Annotated in this window: 15 protein-coding genes; 4 read left to right on the plus strand and 11 right to left on the minus strand. The window is 61.1% G+C overall.

What is annotated here, in order from left to right:
• Nucleotides 1–180: 180 nt before the first annotated feature.
• The 8 genes from AOP79_RS09990 to AOP79_RS10020 form a co-directional block, all read right to left on the minus strand.
• Nucleotides 181–3,591: a pyruvate carboxylase gene (locus tag AOP79_RS09990; RefSeq protein ID WP_062073166.1), complete on the minus strand. Its 3,411-nt coding sequence runs from the start codon at nucleotides 3,589–3,591 to the stop codon at nucleotides 181–183.
• 95 nt (nucleotides 3,592–3,686) lie between these two features.
• The gene (locus AOP79_RS09995) at nucleotides 3,687–4,265 is read right to left on the minus strand and encodes a MerR family transcriptional regulator (protein WP_062073168.1); all 579 of its coding nucleotides are present in this window, start codon (nucleotides 4,263–4,265) and stop codon (nucleotides 3,687–3,689) included.
• Nucleotides 4,266–4,362: 97 nt separating this feature from the next.
• Complete coding sequence (gene ftsR, locus AOP79_RS11615; RefSeq protein ID WP_236683385.1) at nucleotides 4,363–5,007, minus strand: transcriptional regulator FtsR; 645 nt, start codon at nucleotides 5,005–5,007, stop codon at nucleotides 4,363–4,365.
• A 91-nt stretch (nucleotides 5,008–5,098) separates the two neighbouring features.
• Nucleotides 5,099–5,521, minus strand: coding sequence for an FHA domain-containing protein (locus AOP79_RS10005; protein WP_062073172.1), 423 nt, complete (start codon nucleotides 5,519–5,521; stop codon nucleotides 5,099–5,101).
• On the minus strand, nucleotides 5,518–6,165 hold the full coding sequence (locus tag AOP79_RS10010; protein ID WP_062073174.1) for a CDP-alcohol phosphatidyltransferase family protein: 648 nt from the start codon (nucleotides 6,163–6,165) through the stop codon (nucleotides 5,518–5,520). The genes AOP79_RS10005 and AOP79_RS10010 overlap by 4 nt, the downstream gene beginning before the upstream one ends.
• A gap of 11 nt (nucleotides 6,166–6,176) precedes the next feature.
• A complete protein-coding gene (locus AOP79_RS11835) occupies nucleotides 6,177–6,329 on the minus strand; it encodes a hypothetical protein (protein ID WP_161794257.1) in 153 nt (50 codons plus the stop codon).
• A gap of 80 nt (nucleotides 6,330–6,409) precedes the next feature.
• Entirely contained in the window at nucleotides 6,410–8,092 is a 1,683-nt protein-coding gene (locus tag AOP79_RS10015; protein ID WP_062073176.1) for an alpha/beta-hydrolase family protein, read from the minus strand.
• 58 nt (nucleotides 8,093–8,150) lie between these two features.
• Complete coding sequence (locus tag AOP79_RS10020) at nucleotides 8,151–11,597, minus strand: proline dehydrogenase family protein (RefSeq protein ID WP_152648095.1); 3,447 nt, start codon at nucleotides 11,595–11,597, stop codon at nucleotides 8,151–8,153.
• 84 nt (nucleotides 11,598–11,681) lie between these two features.
• Between AOP79_RS10020 and AOP79_RS10025 the strand changes: the two genes are divergently transcribed.
• Nucleotides 11,682–12,617, plus strand: coding sequence for a LysR family transcriptional regulator (locus AOP79_RS10025; RefSeq protein ID WP_062073177.1), 936 nt, complete (start codon nucleotides 11,682–11,684; stop codon nucleotides 12,615–12,617).
• On the opposite strand, the gene AOP79_RS10030 is transcribed toward AOP79_RS10025, so the two are convergent.
• Nucleotides 12,562–13,350 carry an EI24 domain-containing protein gene (locus AOP79_RS10030; RefSeq protein WP_082093555.1) on the minus strand — a complete coding sequence of 263 codons (789 nt, stop codon included), beginning with the start codon at nucleotides 13,348–13,350 and terminating at the stop codon, nucleotides 12,562–12,564. The genes AOP79_RS10025 and AOP79_RS10030 overlap by 56 nt on opposite strands.
• 74 nt (nucleotides 13,351–13,424) lie before the next feature.
• Between AOP79_RS10030 and AOP79_RS10035 the strand changes: the two genes are divergently transcribed.
• Nucleotides 13,425–14,864 carry an amidohydrolase gene (locus AOP79_RS10035; protein WP_062073181.1) on the plus strand — a complete coding sequence of 480 codons (1,440 nt, stop codon included), beginning with the start codon at nucleotides 13,425–13,427 and terminating at the stop codon, nucleotides 14,862–14,864.
• 74 nt (nucleotides 14,865–14,938) lie between these two features.
• On the opposite strand, the gene AOP79_RS10040 is transcribed toward AOP79_RS10035, so the two are convergent.
• Nucleotides 14,939–15,367, minus strand: coding sequence for an OsmC family peroxiredoxin (locus tag AOP79_RS10040; protein WP_062073183.1), 429 nt, complete (start codon nucleotides 15,365–15,367; stop codon nucleotides 14,939–14,941).
• Nucleotides 15,368–15,442: 75 nt separating this feature from the next.
• Here AOP79_RS10040 and AOP79_RS10045 point away from each other — a divergent pair, with 75 nt between their 5' ends.
• Entirely contained in the window at nucleotides 15,443–16,072 is a 630-nt protein-coding gene (locus AOP79_RS10045) for an alpha/beta hydrolase (protein ID WP_062073185.1), read from the plus strand.
• Nucleotides 16,073–16,109: 37 nt separating this feature from the next.
• Here AOP79_RS10045 and AOP79_RS10050 read toward each other — a convergent pair whose 3' ends face one another.
• Nucleotides 16,110–17,033, minus strand: a complete 924-nt coding sequence (locus AOP79_RS10050; protein ID WP_062073187.1) for an NUDIX domain-containing protein — start codon at nucleotides 17,031–17,033, stop codon at nucleotides 16,110–16,112.
• Between the two features lie 258 nt (nucleotides 17,034–17,291).
• Between AOP79_RS10050 and AOP79_RS10055 the strand changes: the two genes are divergently transcribed.
• A complete protein-coding gene (locus AOP79_RS10055; protein WP_062073189.1) occupies nucleotides 17,292–18,806 on the plus strand; it encodes a M15 family metallopeptidase in 1,515 nt (504 codons plus the stop codon).
• The last annotated feature ends 15 nt before the right edge of the window (nucleotides 18,807–18,821 follow it).

Raw genomic sequence — 18,821 nt, forward strand, 5'->3', positions numbered from 1 at the left:
GAGGCTGGCACCTACCTGTCACACCTGGTAGGTGCCGAAAAACCACGCTCCTCATAGAAGCTGTCAGCACGTCCCGTGGCGGGAATCACGAATCTGCACCCGCGAGGGTGCGCCCCCTCCGAGAAGTCGACCATGAGAGCCCGGCCCACTCCCCCACGGCGTGCAACGGCACTCCCGCAGCTACTCGCCGATCGTCAAAATGAGGTCGCCGCCGGTGAGTGGCTCCGCACCGTCGATCACGACGCGCGTCACGGTACCTGACAGCGGTGCGGTGATTGCCGACTCCATCTTCATGGCCTCGATCACTGCGACGGTCTGGCCCGCCTCGACAGAGTCGCCCTCGGCGACAGATGCAGTGACAGAGCCCGAGAAGGGTGATGCCACGTGCCCCGGCTGCGCCTTGTCGGCCTTCTCACGCTCGACGACATCGACCGATGCTGACTCGTCACGAATCTGCACTGGACGGAGCTGGCCGTTGTAGTTGAACATCGCTGTGCGCTCACCGTGGTCATCGGGTTCACCCAATGCCTCGAGCGACACCAGCACCTGCACACCCTCATCGAGTTCAACCATGACCTCTTCCCCACTGCCAACCGTGAGGCCGTAGAGGAAGTGGAAAGTGTCGACAACCGAGACGTTTCCGTACTGCTCCACGTGCGCCTCGAACTCACGCGCAGGTGCTGGGAACAACAGATGATTCAGACGGCGCTTGCGCTCTGCGCCGGGAGTGCTGAGCGCCTCGCGATCCTCATCGCTGAGTTCTGCCCGTGGCTTCGATTCGGCTCGCCCCTCAAGGGCCTTGGTGCGGAAAGGCTCTGGCCAGCCTGCTGGTGGAGAACCCAGCTCTCCTTGAAGGAAGCCGATGACGGAGTCGGGCAGGTCATAATCCTGTGGATTAGCCTCGAAGTCGGATGGGTCGGCTTGATTCGCGACGAGGTTCAGGGCGAGATCGCCAACGACCTTGGACGACGGGGTGACTTTCACCAAACGACCGAGGATTCGGTCTGCCGCAGCGTACATGTCTTCGATTTGCTCGAACTTGTCTGCAAGCCCAAGCGAAATCGCCTGCTGGCGGAGGTTTGAGAGCTGACCACCCGGAATCTCGTGACGGTAGACGCGGCCTGTGGGGCCGGGAAGACCGGACTCGAACGGCGCGTACAACTTGCGCACCGACTCCCAGTATGGCTCGAGATCTTGCGCTGCGGCCAACGGAATCGAGGTAGCACGGGCGGTGTAGTCCGTCGCTGCGATCAGCGCCGACATCGGCGGCTGAGACGTGGTTCCTGCCATCGACGCGGTCGCCACATCGACAGCGTCCACCCCTGCCTCTGCGGCCGCAAGCAACGTTGCGATCTGCCCGCCGCTGGTGTCATGGGTATGGAGGTGCACTGGCACATCAAAGCGCTTGCGCAATGCGTCCACCAGCATGAACCCCGCCGCGGGACGCAGCAGGCCTGCCATGTCCTTGATCGCGAGCATGTGAGCCCCCGCCTCGACGAGCTGATCCGCTAGCTTGAGGTAGTAGTCCAGGGTGTAGAAGTCTTCCTGAGGCGAGATCATGTTGCCCGTGTAGCACAGAGTCGCTTCAGCAACAGACTGCCCCGTGTCCTTGACCGCCTGGATAGCGGGACGCATCTGCTCTACATCGTTGAGCGCGTCAAAGATCCGGAAGATGTCGATTCCCGTCTCGGTTGCCTCCTCGACGAATGCGTGAGCGACCTCATCGGGATAGGGCGTATATCCCACCGTGTTGCGGCCGCGCAGCAGCATCTGCAATGCGACATTCGGTACTGCCGCGCGCAGGTCTGCGAGCCGCTGCCAAGGGTCCTCTGAGAGGAAACGCATTGACACGTCGTAGGTCGCACCGCCCCAGCACTCAAGAGAGAACAAGTCGGGAGTCATGTGCGCGGTATGGCGAGCGGCACCGAGAAGGTCGAAGGTACGAACGCGGGTGGCCAGAAGTGACTGGTGTGCGTCACGCATGGTCGTGTCCGTCAACCGCAACCGCTTGTCTGAGCGCAATGCGGAAGCGAAACCCTCTGGTCCGAGGCGCAGCAACTGCTGGCGAGTGCCGGCAGGTGGTTCTCCACTGAGATCGATAGCCGGCAGTTTGGTGCGCGGGTGAAGAGCTTCCTGCGCTGGCTCGCCGTTCGGGCGGTTGACCGTGGTGTGCCCCAAAAAGGTCAGCAGCTTTGTAGACCGCTCGGTGGACTCGGGTACCTCGAGAAGTTCAGGCCGCTTGTCAATGAAAGCAGTGGTTACTCCCCCGGCACGGAAATCCGCATCATCGAGAACCGCACGGAGAAAGCGAATGTTGTTGGTGACGCCGCGGATACGGAACTCCGCCAACGCACGCGAAGCGCGGCGGACTGCGGCGTCGAAGTCTGAGCCACGACACGTGAGCTTCACCAGCATCGAGTCAAAGTGTCCGGTGACCGTATTGCCCGCCATGCCCGTAGCACCGTCGAGACGCACTCCCGCTCCACCTGGGGAACGATACGCAACAATGCGTCCAGTGTCGGGAAGGAAGCCGTTGGTGGGGTCTTCGGTAGTGATACGAGTCTGAACCGCGAATCCGTTGGTGCGGATATCTTCTTGGCGGATGCCGATCTGCTCAAGGGTCTCCCCTGCGGCAATCCGCATCTGTGCACTCACAATGTCGATGTCGGTCACTTCTTCTGTGACCGTGTGCTCAACCTGAATACGCGGGTTCATCTCGATGAAGACGTGCTCGCCGGCACGCTCTCCCTCAGTCGCCACGAGGAACTCCACTGTTCCCGCATTCACATAACCAAGAGACCGTGCAAACTTCACAGCATCGGCGCACAGTGCCTCGCGAATAGCGGGATCGAGCGCAGGCGCAGGGGCGATCTCAATGACCTTCTGGTGGCGTCGCTGTACCGAGCAGTCGCGCTCGTACAGGTGAACCACGTTGCCTTCGGCGTCAGCAAGGATCTGCACTTCAATGTGGCGCGGACCCAGTACGGCCTGTTCGAGGAACACGGTGGAATCGCCAAAGGCGTTCTCCGCTTCACGCATCGCTGCGGCGAGCGCTTCAGGTAGGCCCTCACGGGTCTCGACACGGCGCATGCCTCGGCCGCCGCCACCGGCGACTGCCTTGACGAAGATGGGAAATCCGATGTCGTCAGCGGCTGCAATGAGTTCGTCTTTGTCCTGTGAAGGTTCTGACGACTGCAATACGGGTACGCCTGCGGCTTTGGCCGCCTTGAGGGCCGCCACCTTGTCACCGGCCTCCGCTAAGACGCTAGGCGGAGGTCCTACGAATGTGAGGTTCTCGTCTGCACACCGCTGCGCGAGTTCGACGTTCTCAGACAAGAATCCGTATCCGGGATAGATCGCGTCCGCACCCGAGTGCTTCGCCACCCTCACAAGTTCATCGATATCCAAGTAGGCCTTGACTGGGTGGCCTTCTTCACCAATGAGATAAGCCTCATCTGCCTTGACCCGGTGCTCCGACATGCGGTCTTCATAGGGGAACACCGCGACCGTGCGAGCACCTAGCTCAAAAGAGGCACGAAATGCGCGGACTGCAATCTCCGCACGGTTAGCAACAAGCACCTTGGAAAACAATGAACGTCCCTTCGACGGTGATACTCAATCCCGCCAGCGGTGGCGAGATGCACGAAAACCGGCCACCGTCGGTGACCGGTCCGCCTGGCATAACCTTACGACGCTTGCGTACGCTTAGCGCGCCTTTTCGCGAGTTCATCGTCAGGAGCTGCCGTATCTGTGGAAAGCGACTCCCCAGCGTCAGACGGAAGTTCAGAGAGGGAACCCTCGAGTTCGCGCCATACCTTGCCAAGAGCAATACCGAACACCCCTTGGCCGCCTTGCACGAGGTCGATCACTTCATCGTCTGAGGTGCATTCGTACACAGAGGCGCCATCGGACATGAGGGTGATCCGGGACAGGTCCTCAACCCCGCGCTCCCGCAGCGTCTCGACTGCGCTACGAATCTGCTGGAGCGACACTCCGGAATCCAGCAGACGCTTCACTACTCGCAGGACCAGGATGTCGCGAAATCCGTAGAGACGTTGGGTACCGGAGCCCGTGGCCGTGCGTACAGTCGGCTCAACGAGGCCCGTGCGCGCCCAGTAGTCGAGCTGGCGATAGGTGATACCAGCGGCTTTGCACGCAGTCGGGCCGCGGTAGCCGGCGTCCTTATCAAGGTGCGCGAGACCGTCATCGAACAGGATTCCTTGATCCTGTACGGCACGCATATCGTGGCTTCCGGTCGACGCCATGTACCCCTCCTGGTCAGTGACTACTGTTCAAAACTAGGCCCCTGCTCCTGTGGGGTCAATGCACCACGCGGGAGGGTCGCCAACCGATGCAGATCCGTTAACGTGCCAGGTGCTGATTCATCGTCACGCTAAACACTGCAATTGCGGCGTCAGTACGAGCTTTCTCGTCGTGATCCGCTCGCGCATCGTCCCTACGCTGACGCGCGGGTGTCGCGTAGTCGTGTGCAGCGATTGCTTCCCGTTCTGCCGCGCGCACCAGGGACTTGAGAGATCGAACGTCCCCGCCCGCCGACACAAATGCGCGTGCTGCTACGACGAACTCCACAGTGGTGACGTCGTAGAGGCCTGGTGATGCTTGCGCAATCAGCCCCGTCTCGGTCAGGAGATGTACCAGTTCGACGTCGCAGTCGGCCGCTCCCGCGAGCGATTCCGGGGTCAGAAACGAATCTTGCTGGACCACTTCATGAGGTGTCACCGCTTCGTATCGACGGCCAGAGTCAAGGTCGTCTAGATAGCCCGAGATCACGGTGAGAGGACGGTAATAGTCCCTTTGCTGACGTAACACGAACCTCAGGCGTTCAATGTCCGCAGGCGAGTACTGCCGGTATCCACCAGAACTGCGGGACGGAGACACGAGCCCATTCGAGTCCAGGAACCTCAACTTTGACGGAGTCAGCGCCGGGAACTCTTGACCCACGGCAGCGAGTACATCGCTGACCCTGAGCGAAGGCTCATGAGACAAGGAATGAGGCCATCGTCCCTGAGTAACGTGCCCAGTTTTAGACCCTTCGTCTGGAGTCGGCGAGGGCAGGGCGCTCAGCGCGGCCATGAACTCAGGAAGCCGAACCCGGGTGGAAGGTCATTCGGTACTTGCCGATCTGCACTTCGTCGCCCTCTGCCAATTTCGCTTCGCTCACGAGCTCGCGATTGACGTAGGTCCCGTTCAGCGAGCCGGCGTCCTTGACATAGAAGTCGTGACCATCGCGAATGAACTGAACGTGCTCGCGGCTGACGGTCACGTCGTCAAGGAAAATATCGCCCTTCACCGAGCGGCCCGCTGTCGTAATGTCAACGTCGAGCAAGAAGCGTGCACCCTGATTGGGACCGTGATGCACGATCAACAGTGCGCAGGACTCGTCGAGTGCAGATACCGCGTCATCATCCTGTGCAGAGATGCGCGGAGGCGCCGTCTCATCAACAGGGATCTGGGCATCCAAGGACATCGTCCGCTCTACTGGACTCTCGTCGAAACTCATGACGCCTCCCTGCTGTCGTGTGTGTTGGTATCCATACTAGAGGTCGGGACTCCTTCACGGTACGCCCTTGTGGAGGCGCGTCGGTGAATGTCTTGAACATATCCGATTCCACTGATCCAGTAGAGAACAGCTGCGACGCACGCTCCCACAATGGCGGTGGTGTGAACCCAGTCCCATCGCTCGAAGCCGATGTACGCCATCGGCAAGAAAATGTACAGGCAGAAGGTCGCTGTCTTTCCTGTGAACGTTACCTGCGGGCTTGGCGTTCGTCGTGCCTTGCCGTAAAGCAAGGCTATTGCGACCATCACGTCGCGCAGCATCAGAATCCAGACCAGCCACCATGGAATCATGTCCCGGATTGCGAGGCCAAACACCACCACAATTGTCAGGAGGCGATCGGCGCCTGGATCTAGCAGACGCCCGAGTTTGGTGACCTGATTCCACCGCCGCGCAAGGTAGCCATCGAGGAAGTCGCTGAATCCTGCTGCGGCGAGTACACAAACTGCCCAGAGGTCTTCCCCTGCAAAGAACAGGCCTCCAAAGACGCCGATGAGCAAGAGCCGAACAAATGAAATGACATTCGGCAATGTCCACACTGCACCCGACGGCTCCGAAACGGTGCCAGATACAGGGGATTCGCTCACGTTGAGGGAGTCTACTTGTCCTTCGACTCTTGGGCTAACACCTTGTCGACGGTCTCAGATGCAATGCGCGTCGCTTCATCTTCTGATGCGCCACGCGCACGTTCCTTTGCGCGAATCTGTTCGAACTTATAGTGACGGGTCTCAGTGGAGTGCGATTCTGACATGGCAATGCTCCTCTCAGTTCCGCGCGGTCGTGTGGCCGCGTTACTTCAGGTTATGCCTGCTCGACGGCGATTGCACGCTGTTATTGCGTGATTGGCGAGTACGTGTCGTACGTAGCAATAACCGTACGAATTCGCTCCAACGCTTCATCACTGAGATCTGCGTCGCCGCTTACCTCGTGCAGTGCATCCAACGCGAGGTTCCCGTACTTGTGTCCCGCGTCTTCCGGTACGTCTTGGCTGAGGATGAGGTCGATCACACCCTGAAATGCGGTGACTCCAAAAATCCAGACCATATCTTCACTGATCTGGTCAGAGCGTTCGCCCTCTTCCAGCCATGTGGGCTTGGACCAGATCACCGACGGCCCAATCCACACAATGGGGTCATTCCCGTGTTGTAGGTAAGTAACTTTGGTGTCATTCCAAGACCCGGACGGGGTTTCGAGCACGCCCCACGCATCGGTCCACCGGACATGCTCCCCACCGTTGAGCACTGGGAGCGCGTATGGCGAGCCCTGATCGCGGGAGTCTTGGAAGTCTTGCCACAGAGCCGTGAAGCTTGGCGTCCCTGCGAGCACAGCGCCCTCCGTGTTACTCAGGAGATCGTCTTGGCTCGCGAAAGCGCCATTCATTCCGTACGAACCGAGGCTCAGTCCGTACACGGTGAGACGCGGGCGACTGTCAACAGGAAGATCGCTCCACCACGCATGTACAGCCTCGAACAGGGCCGATGTTCCATCAGTTGCGAGGTCTGGCGTGAGGATCGCGGATACGGGGCTTGGTGTCGTCCCGTACTGCAGCGTCGCGATCGCTGTGTTGCCGGCGTGGAGGTACTCATAGCTGTCGAGGGCAGCAGGGTCGAGCCAGCCTGTTCCTGTGGTGCCTGCGACAAGGAGGTTCCCTCGGTCTGCCGCACCTGTGCGTTCCAACTCCGCGACAACCATTGCGGCGCGTTCTTCCAAGGTCGGAGCGGATTCAACACCGACATACACGCGAATGGGATCGCGTGCCTCGACGCCCGTTACGGCCTCGATGGTTTCAGTTGTTGGTCCGGAGCTGACCACCTTGACACCAGCTTGTCCGATGTTGTCCCAACTCACCAGGCTGGTGGGACTCCCCGAGCGCAGGCTCGATGTCGGTTGCGCGTACTCGGGGTCGTACACGCCATTGCGTTGACCGTAGGCCCAGTCAAGTAGCAGCGTGAGGACCGTCATCGCAACAGCCACGACGACCAGTGTTCCGATGGTGCTCGCGACACCAGCGGTCAAGCTCACGACCATCCGGCGGGGGCCCTTCTCGCGTCGAGAGACCCGCTCCATGGTTTTGACCACCAGTGGACGTATCCGATTGTGGAGTCGCCGAATACTCCTGCCGATGGCAAACCCAAGCCACAGTCCTAATGCGGCACCTAACGCGAGACCAATGAAGTGCGGACCATCGACTTCTGGAACACCGACCGCGGTGCGGATCGAGTTTTGCCATGCGATCCCGAGCGGTAGAACGGCCAACAGAGCCACCGCCGTGCCGAGCGTGACGATCCACGCGGGTGCGCTTGCGTCCCAACTGAGGCGGCCGTTCGCCAGCAATCGGATGGTGCGCCACAACAGCACTCCAAGGCCGTATCCCACGGTGAATGCCAGCCCAGTCACCAGTCCCTGTCCCCAGGATGGCCGTGGGAGCAAGGATGGGGTGACAGACAAGATGACGAAACCCACCGCGAACAGCGATCCCACGACGTCAAGACGACGGTGTGCCCAGGAGGTCATTCACTCAGCCTTTCGCAGTTGTGTGACCACACTGTAGCGGGAGGCCGCAGGCTGTGACTTACGCAGTCGATTGCCCCGCTAGCAAGTCCGTGCGAATCGCGTGTGCCGGTGCGAACGGGGTGCCGTAGCGATGCGCGCAGATGGAGACGGCCTGTTCCCGGAGAAACGGGAGCATCTCCATGTGTGCACCTGTGGGCTGCTGGGCATACACAGCTACATCCGCATTACCAAGCCATGCACTGGGGTGATCAGAAAGTAGCCTGACTCGGCCTGACGAGGTGGCGCTGTGCATCGCCGTGTCGAAGTCCTCCTCAACAACGGTGGCGGAGTTTCCCAGAATCTCGGTGGCCTCCTGAGTCTTGGACTCGGGCACGGATACGGTGGCGTGGCCAGTGGCACGTAGCGCCGCCGATACGGTGCGCGTCAAGGCGTTCCTGTCGTCTGTTTCCCAACGGATCGGTGTGTGCAGGGGCCGATACCTAGCAATATTGAACTCACTTGCGAGGCCGGTCGGGTCGTGCCCAACCCCGTACCGCGATTCCCAGGCATCCTGGTCCCGCAGCACTCCGGCATGAACCCAATCCGGTACTTCATTGCGTGAGAGCAACTCAGAGACTGCGGGATGAGTTGGCGCCTTCCTTGCCTGGTCGCCCGTTGGCGACTGGGCAACATCGGCGTGGTCGTCGCGAACCCAGTCAGTGAGCGATGCCACATAGTGGACTCCACCTGCTTTGACGGTAGGGCCAACGACAGACCGCTTCCAACCGCCGAAGGGTTGGCGTTGGACAATTGCACCGGTCATGCCGCGGTTCACATAGAGGTTCCCTGCCTCGATTGACTCGAGCCATGTGCGAACTTCGCCTTCGTCGAGGGAGTGCAGGCCAGCGGTGAGCCCGTAGTCAATCTGATTCGTCATAGCGATAGCTTCGTCAAGTGACTCGGCCGTCATGATTCCCAAAACGGGACCGAAGCACTCGTTGAGGTGGAACCATGCACCGCGCGACACACCGGACTTCACACCTGGAGACCACAGTGCGTCATCGTGCCGTTCCGGCTGAATCCACCATTCCTCGCCATCGTCCAGGGTCGTCAAGGCACGCAGGAGTTTGCCGGTCGGAGCCTTGATCATTGGGCCCATTTGGGTAGTCGGGTCCCAGGCCGGTCCCACACGAAGCGACCGCACTGCGTCGTCCAGTTGTGTCCGGAACCGTGGCGACTGAGCAACGGAACCGACGAGGATGACAAGCGAGGCCGCCGAGCACTTCTGCCCTGCGTGGCCGAATGCGGAGGCTGTGACGTCTGCCACCGCGAGGTCCATGTCTGCGTGCGGAGTCACGATCATGACGTTCTTGCCGGACGTTTCGGCACGAACATCGAGCGCTGCACGGTGGTTGAGGAATACCTCTGCCGTCTCGTAGGCCCCTGTCAATATCGCTTGGTCGATGCGTTCATCAGAGAGGAGTGCACCTCCAAATCGCCTGGAATCGAGTTTGATGCACTGGACAAGTTCCTCTGCCACCCCACCGGAGTGCAGGATGTCGGCCAGCACCGCAGAGCAGCGTGCGGCCTCAGATGCGGGCTTCAGGATGACCGCACTCCCTGCGGCCAATGCCGCTAACGTGGAACCTGCTGGAATCGCTACTGGGAAGTTCCATGGAGGAGTCACGAGAGTGACGGGCCGCGGAGCGGGGGTTGCGCCGTCGACGTTGTCGAGCTCTAGTGCGCTCCGTGCATAGTAGCGAGCGAAGTCGACAGCTTCGGAGACTTCTGTGTCTGCCTGGTCGATGGCTTTGCCTGCTTCTGCACACATCACTTCGATGAGTTGTTCCCGGCCGGTCTCGATCGCGTCTGCGACGCCCATGAGGAGTGCGGCCCGTTCCGCGACAGGAACGGTTCCCCAGGCGAGACCGGCCTCGTGTGCGATGGAGATGACCTCATCGAGGTGTGCTTCTTCAGTCACCTGCCGCCACTTTTCTGCCCACTTCAGGTCAGTTGTGGCTGCACGACCTGCGACATCTCGCATCGCGCTACGTGACGAGGCAATGGCAGGGTCGGTGTCAGGTGCGTTCGTGAACTCACCAACATCGGGCGACACAAGACTTGTGACCTCCCGGCCGTGGACGCGTGTGGGTGCGATCTTGGATAACTCGAGTGCTTGACGGAACGCGCGCTCCTGGCGAAGGAAGGCCTCGTCACCTTCAGTGAACCGTGCAGCGTCGGCGACATAGTTGCCCTCAGACGCGACCTCTTCAAGCCGACGTGCCAGATATGCAAGAGCAACGTCAAAGTTGTGGGGGTCAACCGCCGGCGTGTAGAGCCGAATATCTCCCGCCGTCTTCGACACGGCTGACATTTGAGAGGGAGCCATTCCAAGGAGCATCTCGACGTCGACAGCGTTCGTCACTGCACGCTCTGATGCCCTATTCATGGCTAGCGCGATGTCGAACAGATTGTGGCCCGCGATTCCCACGCGCAGACCTTTCGTCCAGCGCGGGTCAAGGGCCTGATCCAGGACTCGCTTGTAGTGGGCGTCTGTGAGTAGCTTGCTCTCCCAAGGCGCAGTATCCCAATCCCGCATTTCCGCTTGCACGCGTTCCATAGAAAGGTTGGCACCCTTGACCAGGCGAACCTTCAGAGGCGCTCCCCCGTCGCGCACACGTTGCTCTGCGAACGTTTGCAGTTGTTTGAGAACGTCCAGGGACTCGGGCAAGTAGGCCTGCAACACGATCCCAGCGCTCAAGTCTCTCAATTCCGGTTTCGACATGAGCCGGGTAAACACTTCGAGTGTGATCTCGAGGTCGCGGTACTCCTCCATGTCCAGGTTAATGAAGACGCCACCGTGGTCCCTCGCCAATGTGTAGAGAGGCATCAGAGCGTCGATCACTTCGGGAACGGTCTCCTCGACTGCCCAGGGTGAATGAGGGCCAACCGCAGCCGAAACCTTGATCGAGACGTAGTCGACATCGGGATGCTTGATTAAATCCGCTGTGCGCTCGACACGGCGGCCCGCTTCCGCCGTGCCCAACACGGCCTCGCCGAGGAGGTTGAGGTTCACCTGGGCACCATGCTTGCGCAACTTGCGCACATGCTTAGCAAGAGGTCGCGGGCGGGCGTCGACGACAAGGTGGCTCACAAGTGTCCGGACGATGCGTCGGCCAACTCGCGCTGCAAGTCGCGGTGCGATCTTTGCGGCGACACCGCCGAGCTTAAGGCTCCACACCAGCGGAGCTGGAGTGCCCTCTGGAACTGCGCGAGCGGCCTGTCGGAGTCCGTGCGCTGCGACGACAGGATCCTCGGGCCTGAACATGCCGTCCATGAGCGACGTGAGAAACGAGAGGCCCCCGGGTTTAGCGAGCATCGAGTTCATCAAGCGACTGCCGATGCTCCCCGCTGTGCTGCTGGTTGATTCGTGCCACTCACGTGCAAGCGCAACAGCAGCATCGGCCTCACTGACGGCTTTCTGGGGGGACATGGTGCGCGCAGGCGCTTGGGCATCAGTGCTCATAGCCACAGTTTGACCATGGCAACCACTAAAGCACTAGCGCGGTTTACTGTCGCAATTCGTTAAGAACTGGTTAATGATGGAACCATGTTTGATACACACCTGCTGAGGACACTCGTGGAGTTTGCCGAGCGAGGGACAGTGGTGCGGGCTGCACAGGTACTCGGGTACACGCCATCCGCGGTATCGCAACAACTCGCGGCCTTGACGAAGCAAGCTGGCACCCCACTGACGAGGCACGTGGGTAGGGGCCTTGTCTTGACGCCGGCTGGCACTGCGTTGGCAGCCTCCGCTGTCGAGGTGCTTGATGCTGTGGAGCGCGCTCATGTGGCGGTTTCACAGCGAGCACCTCAGGTTCAAGGCTCTGTCAATCTTGCTGTCTTTCAGTCCGCGGCGTTGGCACTTCTGCCGGGCGCACTCGACATTCTCGACCAGCGGGCACCCGAGCTACGCGTCCATGTCACCCAGGTCGAGCCGGAGCAGGCGCTCAAGGACACCTGGGCGCGCGACTATGACGTTGTTGTGGCAGAGGAGTACCCGCATCACAGGGCACCGCTCTATCGGGGGCTCGTGCGAGAGGATTTGGGTAAGGACACGATCCACCTGTGCACATCACATACCGGTATCGCTGCACACGCGACTTCAGTGGCTGACTGCGCGGACTTCGCGTGGGTGATGGAGCCAGCGGGCACGGCCTCGCGCCACTACGCCGAACAAGCCTGCCGCACTGCCGGATTCGAACCTGATGTTCGATACGAGACTTCGGATCTCCAAGCGCACTTGGCCTTGGTGGAGTCTGGGCACGCGGTCGCGCTCATGACATCGTTGCTTATCCATGCGTCTGGCCCTCGCGTGCGCATGGTTGACCCGTCACACAATGGAACCAATGCGGGCGAGCGTGCGCAGCGCACGGTCTTCGCGGCGATGCGGGAATCGTCCACAGGTGAGGCCGGTATCGGTGTGCTTCTCACCGCGTTGCGGGAATCCGCGAAGTCGGTTGAGTCAGGTCGCTCACTAGTTTAGTTGCGCCGGCTGACGCGGTGGGGATCACGACGATTGCTGCGCCAGGCACCAGGAGGGTCACATAGGTCACCGCCCCAAACCCCACTGCGCGCCATCGGTGCTGCTTGAGAAGTTCACGCCGGTGGCGCAATGTGACGACGCCTCGACGTGCGCTCGGATATGCACTCAGTTCGAGGGCGAGCAGCCAGCCACCCGTGAGCGCAGAGAGCACGAACGCAGAGACCACGCCCACCACTGGAACGAAACTCACAGCGAAGGCGACCACGGCGATGAAGAGCGACCAAGCGAGCAGGCGAATCGCGTCAACAATTCCGCGTCCCGTCGTCCTCCACCACGCCTCTTCCTCAGCAACTGCATCGGCGGGTAGCGGATCTAGGACGCGACTGATCTTCTCGTAGAACGGTTGCCCAATGATGAGCGTCAAGCTGACGAAGAGCATGACGGAGACGATTCCGGTCGCGACCACGAACGCGATTCCGGCAATCCACGTCACCAAGGTGTGCCATACGCTCCCCTGGTCGAGGCCAGAGGCCGCCCAACTGCCGACCCGAGGTGACGATGCAACCGCAACGAGAATCCCTGTGCCGATCACGACGCCAGCAAGGAGCGCGGGGACTATCGCCCACGCCATGACACGCGCATGGCTACGCCAACAGCGCGCGCCAGCCAGAAAGTACCCTGCACCCCGGACAAACTCCGTCCCTCGCGACAAGGTTCCCCCGATGTTCGGCATGGCGAAAGAATACCGACTGCACGCTGGATACCCTGGCTTCTCACGACGCCACCAATCGAGAGGTGCCTAACCCCATGACGAGCTATGCACTGCGAGGCGCACGGAGACTTGGGTCAGAAACGCCCACGACGATCTACCTCGATGAAGGTCGGATCGTTCAAGGCCTCGAGAGGACCCCGGAGTTCGACATCGACCTCGATGGCCGGTGGGTTCTCCCAGGGCTATGGGACAAGCACGTGCATTTCACCCAGTGGGCCATTGTTCGCAGGCGCCTCGACGTCTCGAGCGCCACGAGCGCCATGGGCGCCGCACAAATTGTGCAGGCGCGTCTCATGTCCGAGTACGACCATGACGAGCCGCTCATTGGGTATGGATATCGCGACGCATTGTGGGAGGACCACCCCACCGCTTCAGTTCTCGATACCTTCTCCCCTACCCGCGCTGTGATCTTACTTTCTGGCGACATGCATGCCTGCTGGGTCAATACCGCCGCGCAGCGCCAATTCCGTTTGTCGACAGCCGGAGTGATACGCGAGGACGAGGCGTTCGCATTGCAAATGCGCCTCGATCGCGAAGCGCCAGGAGATGAAGACGTGGCGTTTTCATCAGCCGCCGCTGCGGCCGCATCGCGGGGAATCGTAGGTCTGGTGGACCTTGAAATGGCGCAGAACCTCGATGGTTGGGCTCACCGGATTTCACATGGGCTCCATGCCTTCCGTGTGCGATCGGGATTCTACGCCGGTGAGTTCGATACCCGTATCGCGGCTGGACTCCACACTGGCGACGTCATTGAGGGCACAGAGGGGCTCTTGACCATCGGTCCCCTCAAGATCATCACTGACGGCTCGCTCAACACGCGCACGGCATACTGCCATCAGCCGTATCCCGGCACTGATCAGCGCGGCGACCTGACCGTCGCGCCCGAAGACACACTTGCCCTTCTCACGCGCGCACACGCACATGGATTCGAGGTCGCTGTTCACGCGATTGGTGACGCCGCTGTGGGCTACGCCCTCGATGCGTTCGCCGCCACCGGTGCTGTGGGAAGCATCGAGCATGCGCAGCTCGTGGACGAGCGAGACCTGGCACGCTTCGCGGAGCTATCAGTCACTGCATCCGTGCAGCCAGAGCACCTTTGGGACGATCGGGATGCCACGGCCAAGCACTGGTCTGATCGTGCCGATCGGTGCTTTCCCTTCGCAGGGCTCCGCGATGCGGGAGCAGAGATTGTGTTGGGGTCGGACGCTCCTGTCGCCCCACTCGACCCTTGGCGAGCGATCGCGGCTGCGGTTCATCGCAGTGCGGACGATCGCGAGCCGTGGAACCAGAGTCAGGCTCTGACACGTGCCGAGGCGATCCAGGCGAGTGTCGACGGGCGGTCTCTCGCCGCTGGCGGCGTCGCCGACCTTGTCATTGTCGAGGAGGACCCCTTGACGTGCGACGTGGAGACGCTTCGCGATATGCCAGTTGCGGCCACGGCTGTCGGTGGTGCGTTCACCCATTGGGGTATCTAGCCAGATGTGCGAACTCTTGGGTTCCCTAGCCGGGTGCGCCAGGGAACCCAAGAGGTAGTGCGCAGTTCCTCGGGTTATGAACGCAAGGTGGCTGATTCGAGGGTGATGTCAATGCCGCTGAGGGCCTGAGAGATTGGGCAGCCATCCTTCGCGGCCTGAGCGATCCGCGAGAAGTCGTCCTCGGTGATCCCCGGGACCTCGGCCTCTACGGTGATGCGGCTCCCGGTCACTCCAGTTCCAGCGACGAAGTCAATCTCGACCGACACGTCGACCTCATTGGGTGGTGTGTCATTGCCGCCGAGCTCGTGACTCAACGCCATCGCGAAGCACGATGCGTGGGCTGCAGCAAGGAGTTCTTCGGGCGTGGTCGTGTCCGTCCCGCCTTCCGAGCGGGCCTTCCAGTTGACTCCAAGCGTCGCGACATTCGATCCGAGTGCCGTAGTGCCCGTTCCATCGGCCAGCCCCCCGCGCCACAATGTGGTGGCCTTGCTCGTGACAGTCATCTTTCCTCCGAGTGTGTAGTGGACCGCTCAAATGCGGCGTGTGCTTCAGTCAAGCACGGAAGGCATACTGTGGCCATGGCCGATCCTCTCAGTGTCCGCTCGCCGCATTTCGCTGACGCACCGTCGTCAACTCCTGTCCTTGTCCTCCTTCATGGCTATGGCTCGCATGAGCAGGACCTACCGGGCATTACGGCGTGGCTCCCCCGACACCTCCCATGGATCTCGTTCCGCGCACCCTTGCCAATGCCCGGAGGTGGTGCAGCGTGGTTCCCGCTCTCCCTTCCTGATGAGCCGGCCCAGGGTCCAGTCGACATGGCGACCAGCCAATTGTGGGAGTGGCTCGACGCTGAGGTCCCGGAGCGGCCGTTGGTGCCGCTGGGTTTTTCGCAGGGTGGGTTGATGGCTACCCAACTATTGCGCACTCGGCCTGAGCGCATTGCGGCGACGGTGATGCTCGCGGGGTTTGTGACTGAGGATGGATCGATGCCCGATGAGACCCTCGCACAACACCAGCCAGAAGTGTTCTGGGGACGTGGGGATCGCGATTCAGTGATTTGGCTGGAAGCGGTCCACCGCACTGATGCGTGGCTCAATACTTCGACCCGGGCGACCATCCGCAATTACCCGAACTTGGGCCACGCAGTCAACGAGAGCGAACTCCAAGATGTCGCGGAGTTCCTCACGCGAGTACTCGCCCACCGCTAATGCCAAGCGCGCGGATCATGGTTCCGCGAGCAATGCCCTACGACATCAGATGACGGAGCCATCCAGCAGTACGCGTCTGAGCGCCACACTCAGTCACTCTGTTTTGCAGCTCGCGGTCTGAGGTGACAACCCAGGCCTGATCGCTGGTAGACGCAACTCTTTGTGCCGCGGCAACGATGGCATCGTCCCCGTGGCCGGCCGCTTCCTCGACGTTGACCTGATCCGTGCCGACCTGTCCACGAGCACTACCTTCGGTGACGACGGTCACGCGAGGAAACCACTGAGTGCCCTGAAGTCCAAGGTCAGCGGAGTTAACGCCGTTGCGTGTCCATTGAGTGAGAGATTGAATCACCCGTTCGGTGGCGGCGGCACGGTCCTTCCACCAACCGTCAGGCACAGAGCCCACGACGTTTGCGGCGTCGATAATCAGATGTGGCCGGGTGTCAATCACCTCAAGGAGCGACGGGAGAGCCGTAGCGAAGGCAGGATGAAGAACGCGATCTCCACGACCCTGGGCTATATCTCGGAGCTGCGCGATGGGCACCCACTCAAGGTCGATGCTTTCCGCATCGGTCTTCTCCGCCGTAAACGGCTCAGTGACATCGGCCACCACTGTCGTGTACTGCCAGACACCATAATCTGCCACCCACGTCAGGCGGGGGCGGAGGACCTCGGCAGGCACGCCGGCCTCTTCGCCTGCCTCACGGATGGCCCCGTCGATGGGGGCCTCATTGGCATGGAGCGCACCGCCTGGGATGCCCCACGTACCGCCATGGTGACTCCACTGCGCCCGGTGTTGCAAGAGCATGCCCTTGCCTGGATCCACTGCCACCAGTCCAGCGGCCCCAAAACGCCCCCAATACTTGGTGCCGTCGTCAGCGTAAACCCAGGCATCGCCCGGATCCCGGTGGCCACTGAGTCGTGGGGCACGTGTCGAGTGCGGACTGTGCGGCGCTGGCATTGCAACATTCTTTCACGGTCACGCGTTGTCACCGGGATATCTCCACGCGGCAAGGCACCCGTCACTTGACGGATGCGGAATATAGCGCCTCTCAGAGTGGAGTTCATCACAGGAGCGTGTTTGTTACATAAATGTGACATACAGTGGCTCTTGTACTTGCGGCACCGTTGCCTGCACAACGTCAGGCGTGAAGCGCCTTCGCGATCACGCCGGCACCTAGGCGTGGTTTGCCCATCCGCACCCCACCCCTCCTCACACATGAACTTTTATCACTTTGGCCGTAAGCAAGTCCTCTTCGCAGTGTTTGGCATCGCCAGTTTTGGTGCGGGCCTCATCGGCGCCGAGACCGCATTCAACCTCGACAAGCACATCGCTGTGAGCCAGGCCCGCGCCGCGGCCGTTGAACTCGAAGAGCGTCAAGCAGAACTGAACCAAACCCTCGCGAGCGCACGGCAAGTGTCCGTCCAGGCTAGTGATGTCAGCCACGAGGACGACGTTGTCGTGGTCGCTGCAGAACTTGATGCCGTCGCAGTCGAGGCGGAGGCGGTAGCTTCACAGGCACCGGTACTCCCCGAGGATGAGCAGTCGCTGAACGAACCAAAGGTGAGCGATGTGACGGCTCCCATCACCTACCCCGAGGGCGCACGCATCGTGGCGGATGACCTATCGACGTCGGTCGAGCCCGAGCCACAGACTCCGACTGAAGCCGATGAGGCAATTGCCAACGCACTCGAAGGAAAGCTCGACGATCCCGAGGAAGCTCGGGAGGCGAAGGCTGCAATTGAAGCCGCAGTGGCTGACCTCGAAACTGCCGCAGTACAGGTCGACGCGACCACGTCGACTCTCGCTGCGCTCGTGGAGGTCGCGCAGCACGATGCAAACCTGGCGCAGATCGAGGCCATCGCATCCGACTCCGCCGAGCAGATCTCATTGCTCACCGAACTCGCCCCCGCGTTGGAAGAGAAGGTCGACAACACCGAGGTTCTCGTGAACGCCGAAGAACGCCGTGCCACTCTCCAGGATGCGCTCGAAGCAGACTACGACAGTGAAGACTCGAGCGCAGTGACCGAGTACGTCACAAACCTGACCCAACACAAGACGGCCTTTGACGACGCAATGGCGGCCGTCGAGGAATCCCACACTGCATGGGTGAGCACAGAGAACGCATCACGGAGCGACGCCAACGATGAAGCTGCCGCCGCATACGACGCGGCGTACGACGAAGCCTGGACCAAATGGACCAATGCCAACGTCGCCGCAGTGAACTATCACAGCAACGGTTGGAGCGGAACCCCCACAGGGGTCAGCGGAACCAACGGCAACGTCGCTGCCAGCGAACTCTGCGAGGTGGATTTCGCGAGCGGCCACTACTTGCAGTGCAACGCGGCTGAATCACTCGAACGTGCCGACGACGCGTACTATGAGCAGACCGGCCACCATCTAGGCATGACGGACTCGTACCGTTCTTACGGGTCGCAGGTCGCAACCCGTGCCGCCAAAGGCTACATGGCAGCCATTCCCGGAACCTCCAACCACGGTTGGGGCATGGCTGTAGATCTTGAATACGATGCAGCCACGTGGCTTGCAGCCAACGGCGCCGAGTACGGCTGGGTTCACCCCAACTGGGCTCGGTCCGGCGGTTCGAAGCCTGAGTGGTGGCATCTCGAGTATGTGGCTCCATCCGTGGGCGACTTCTCCGCCCCAGAAAAGCCAACGCTGGCCGACCCCGTCAAGAACTTGTTCGGGGATACCACCAAGACCGACGCGTCCTAAGGCTCTCGTTCGACC

Origin of the sequence: Demequina sediminicola, from assembly GCF_000975055.1 — a bacterium.
Classification (GTDB): domain Bacteria; phylum Actinomycetota; class Actinomycetes; order Actinomycetales; family Demequinaceae; genus Demequina; species Demequina sediminicola.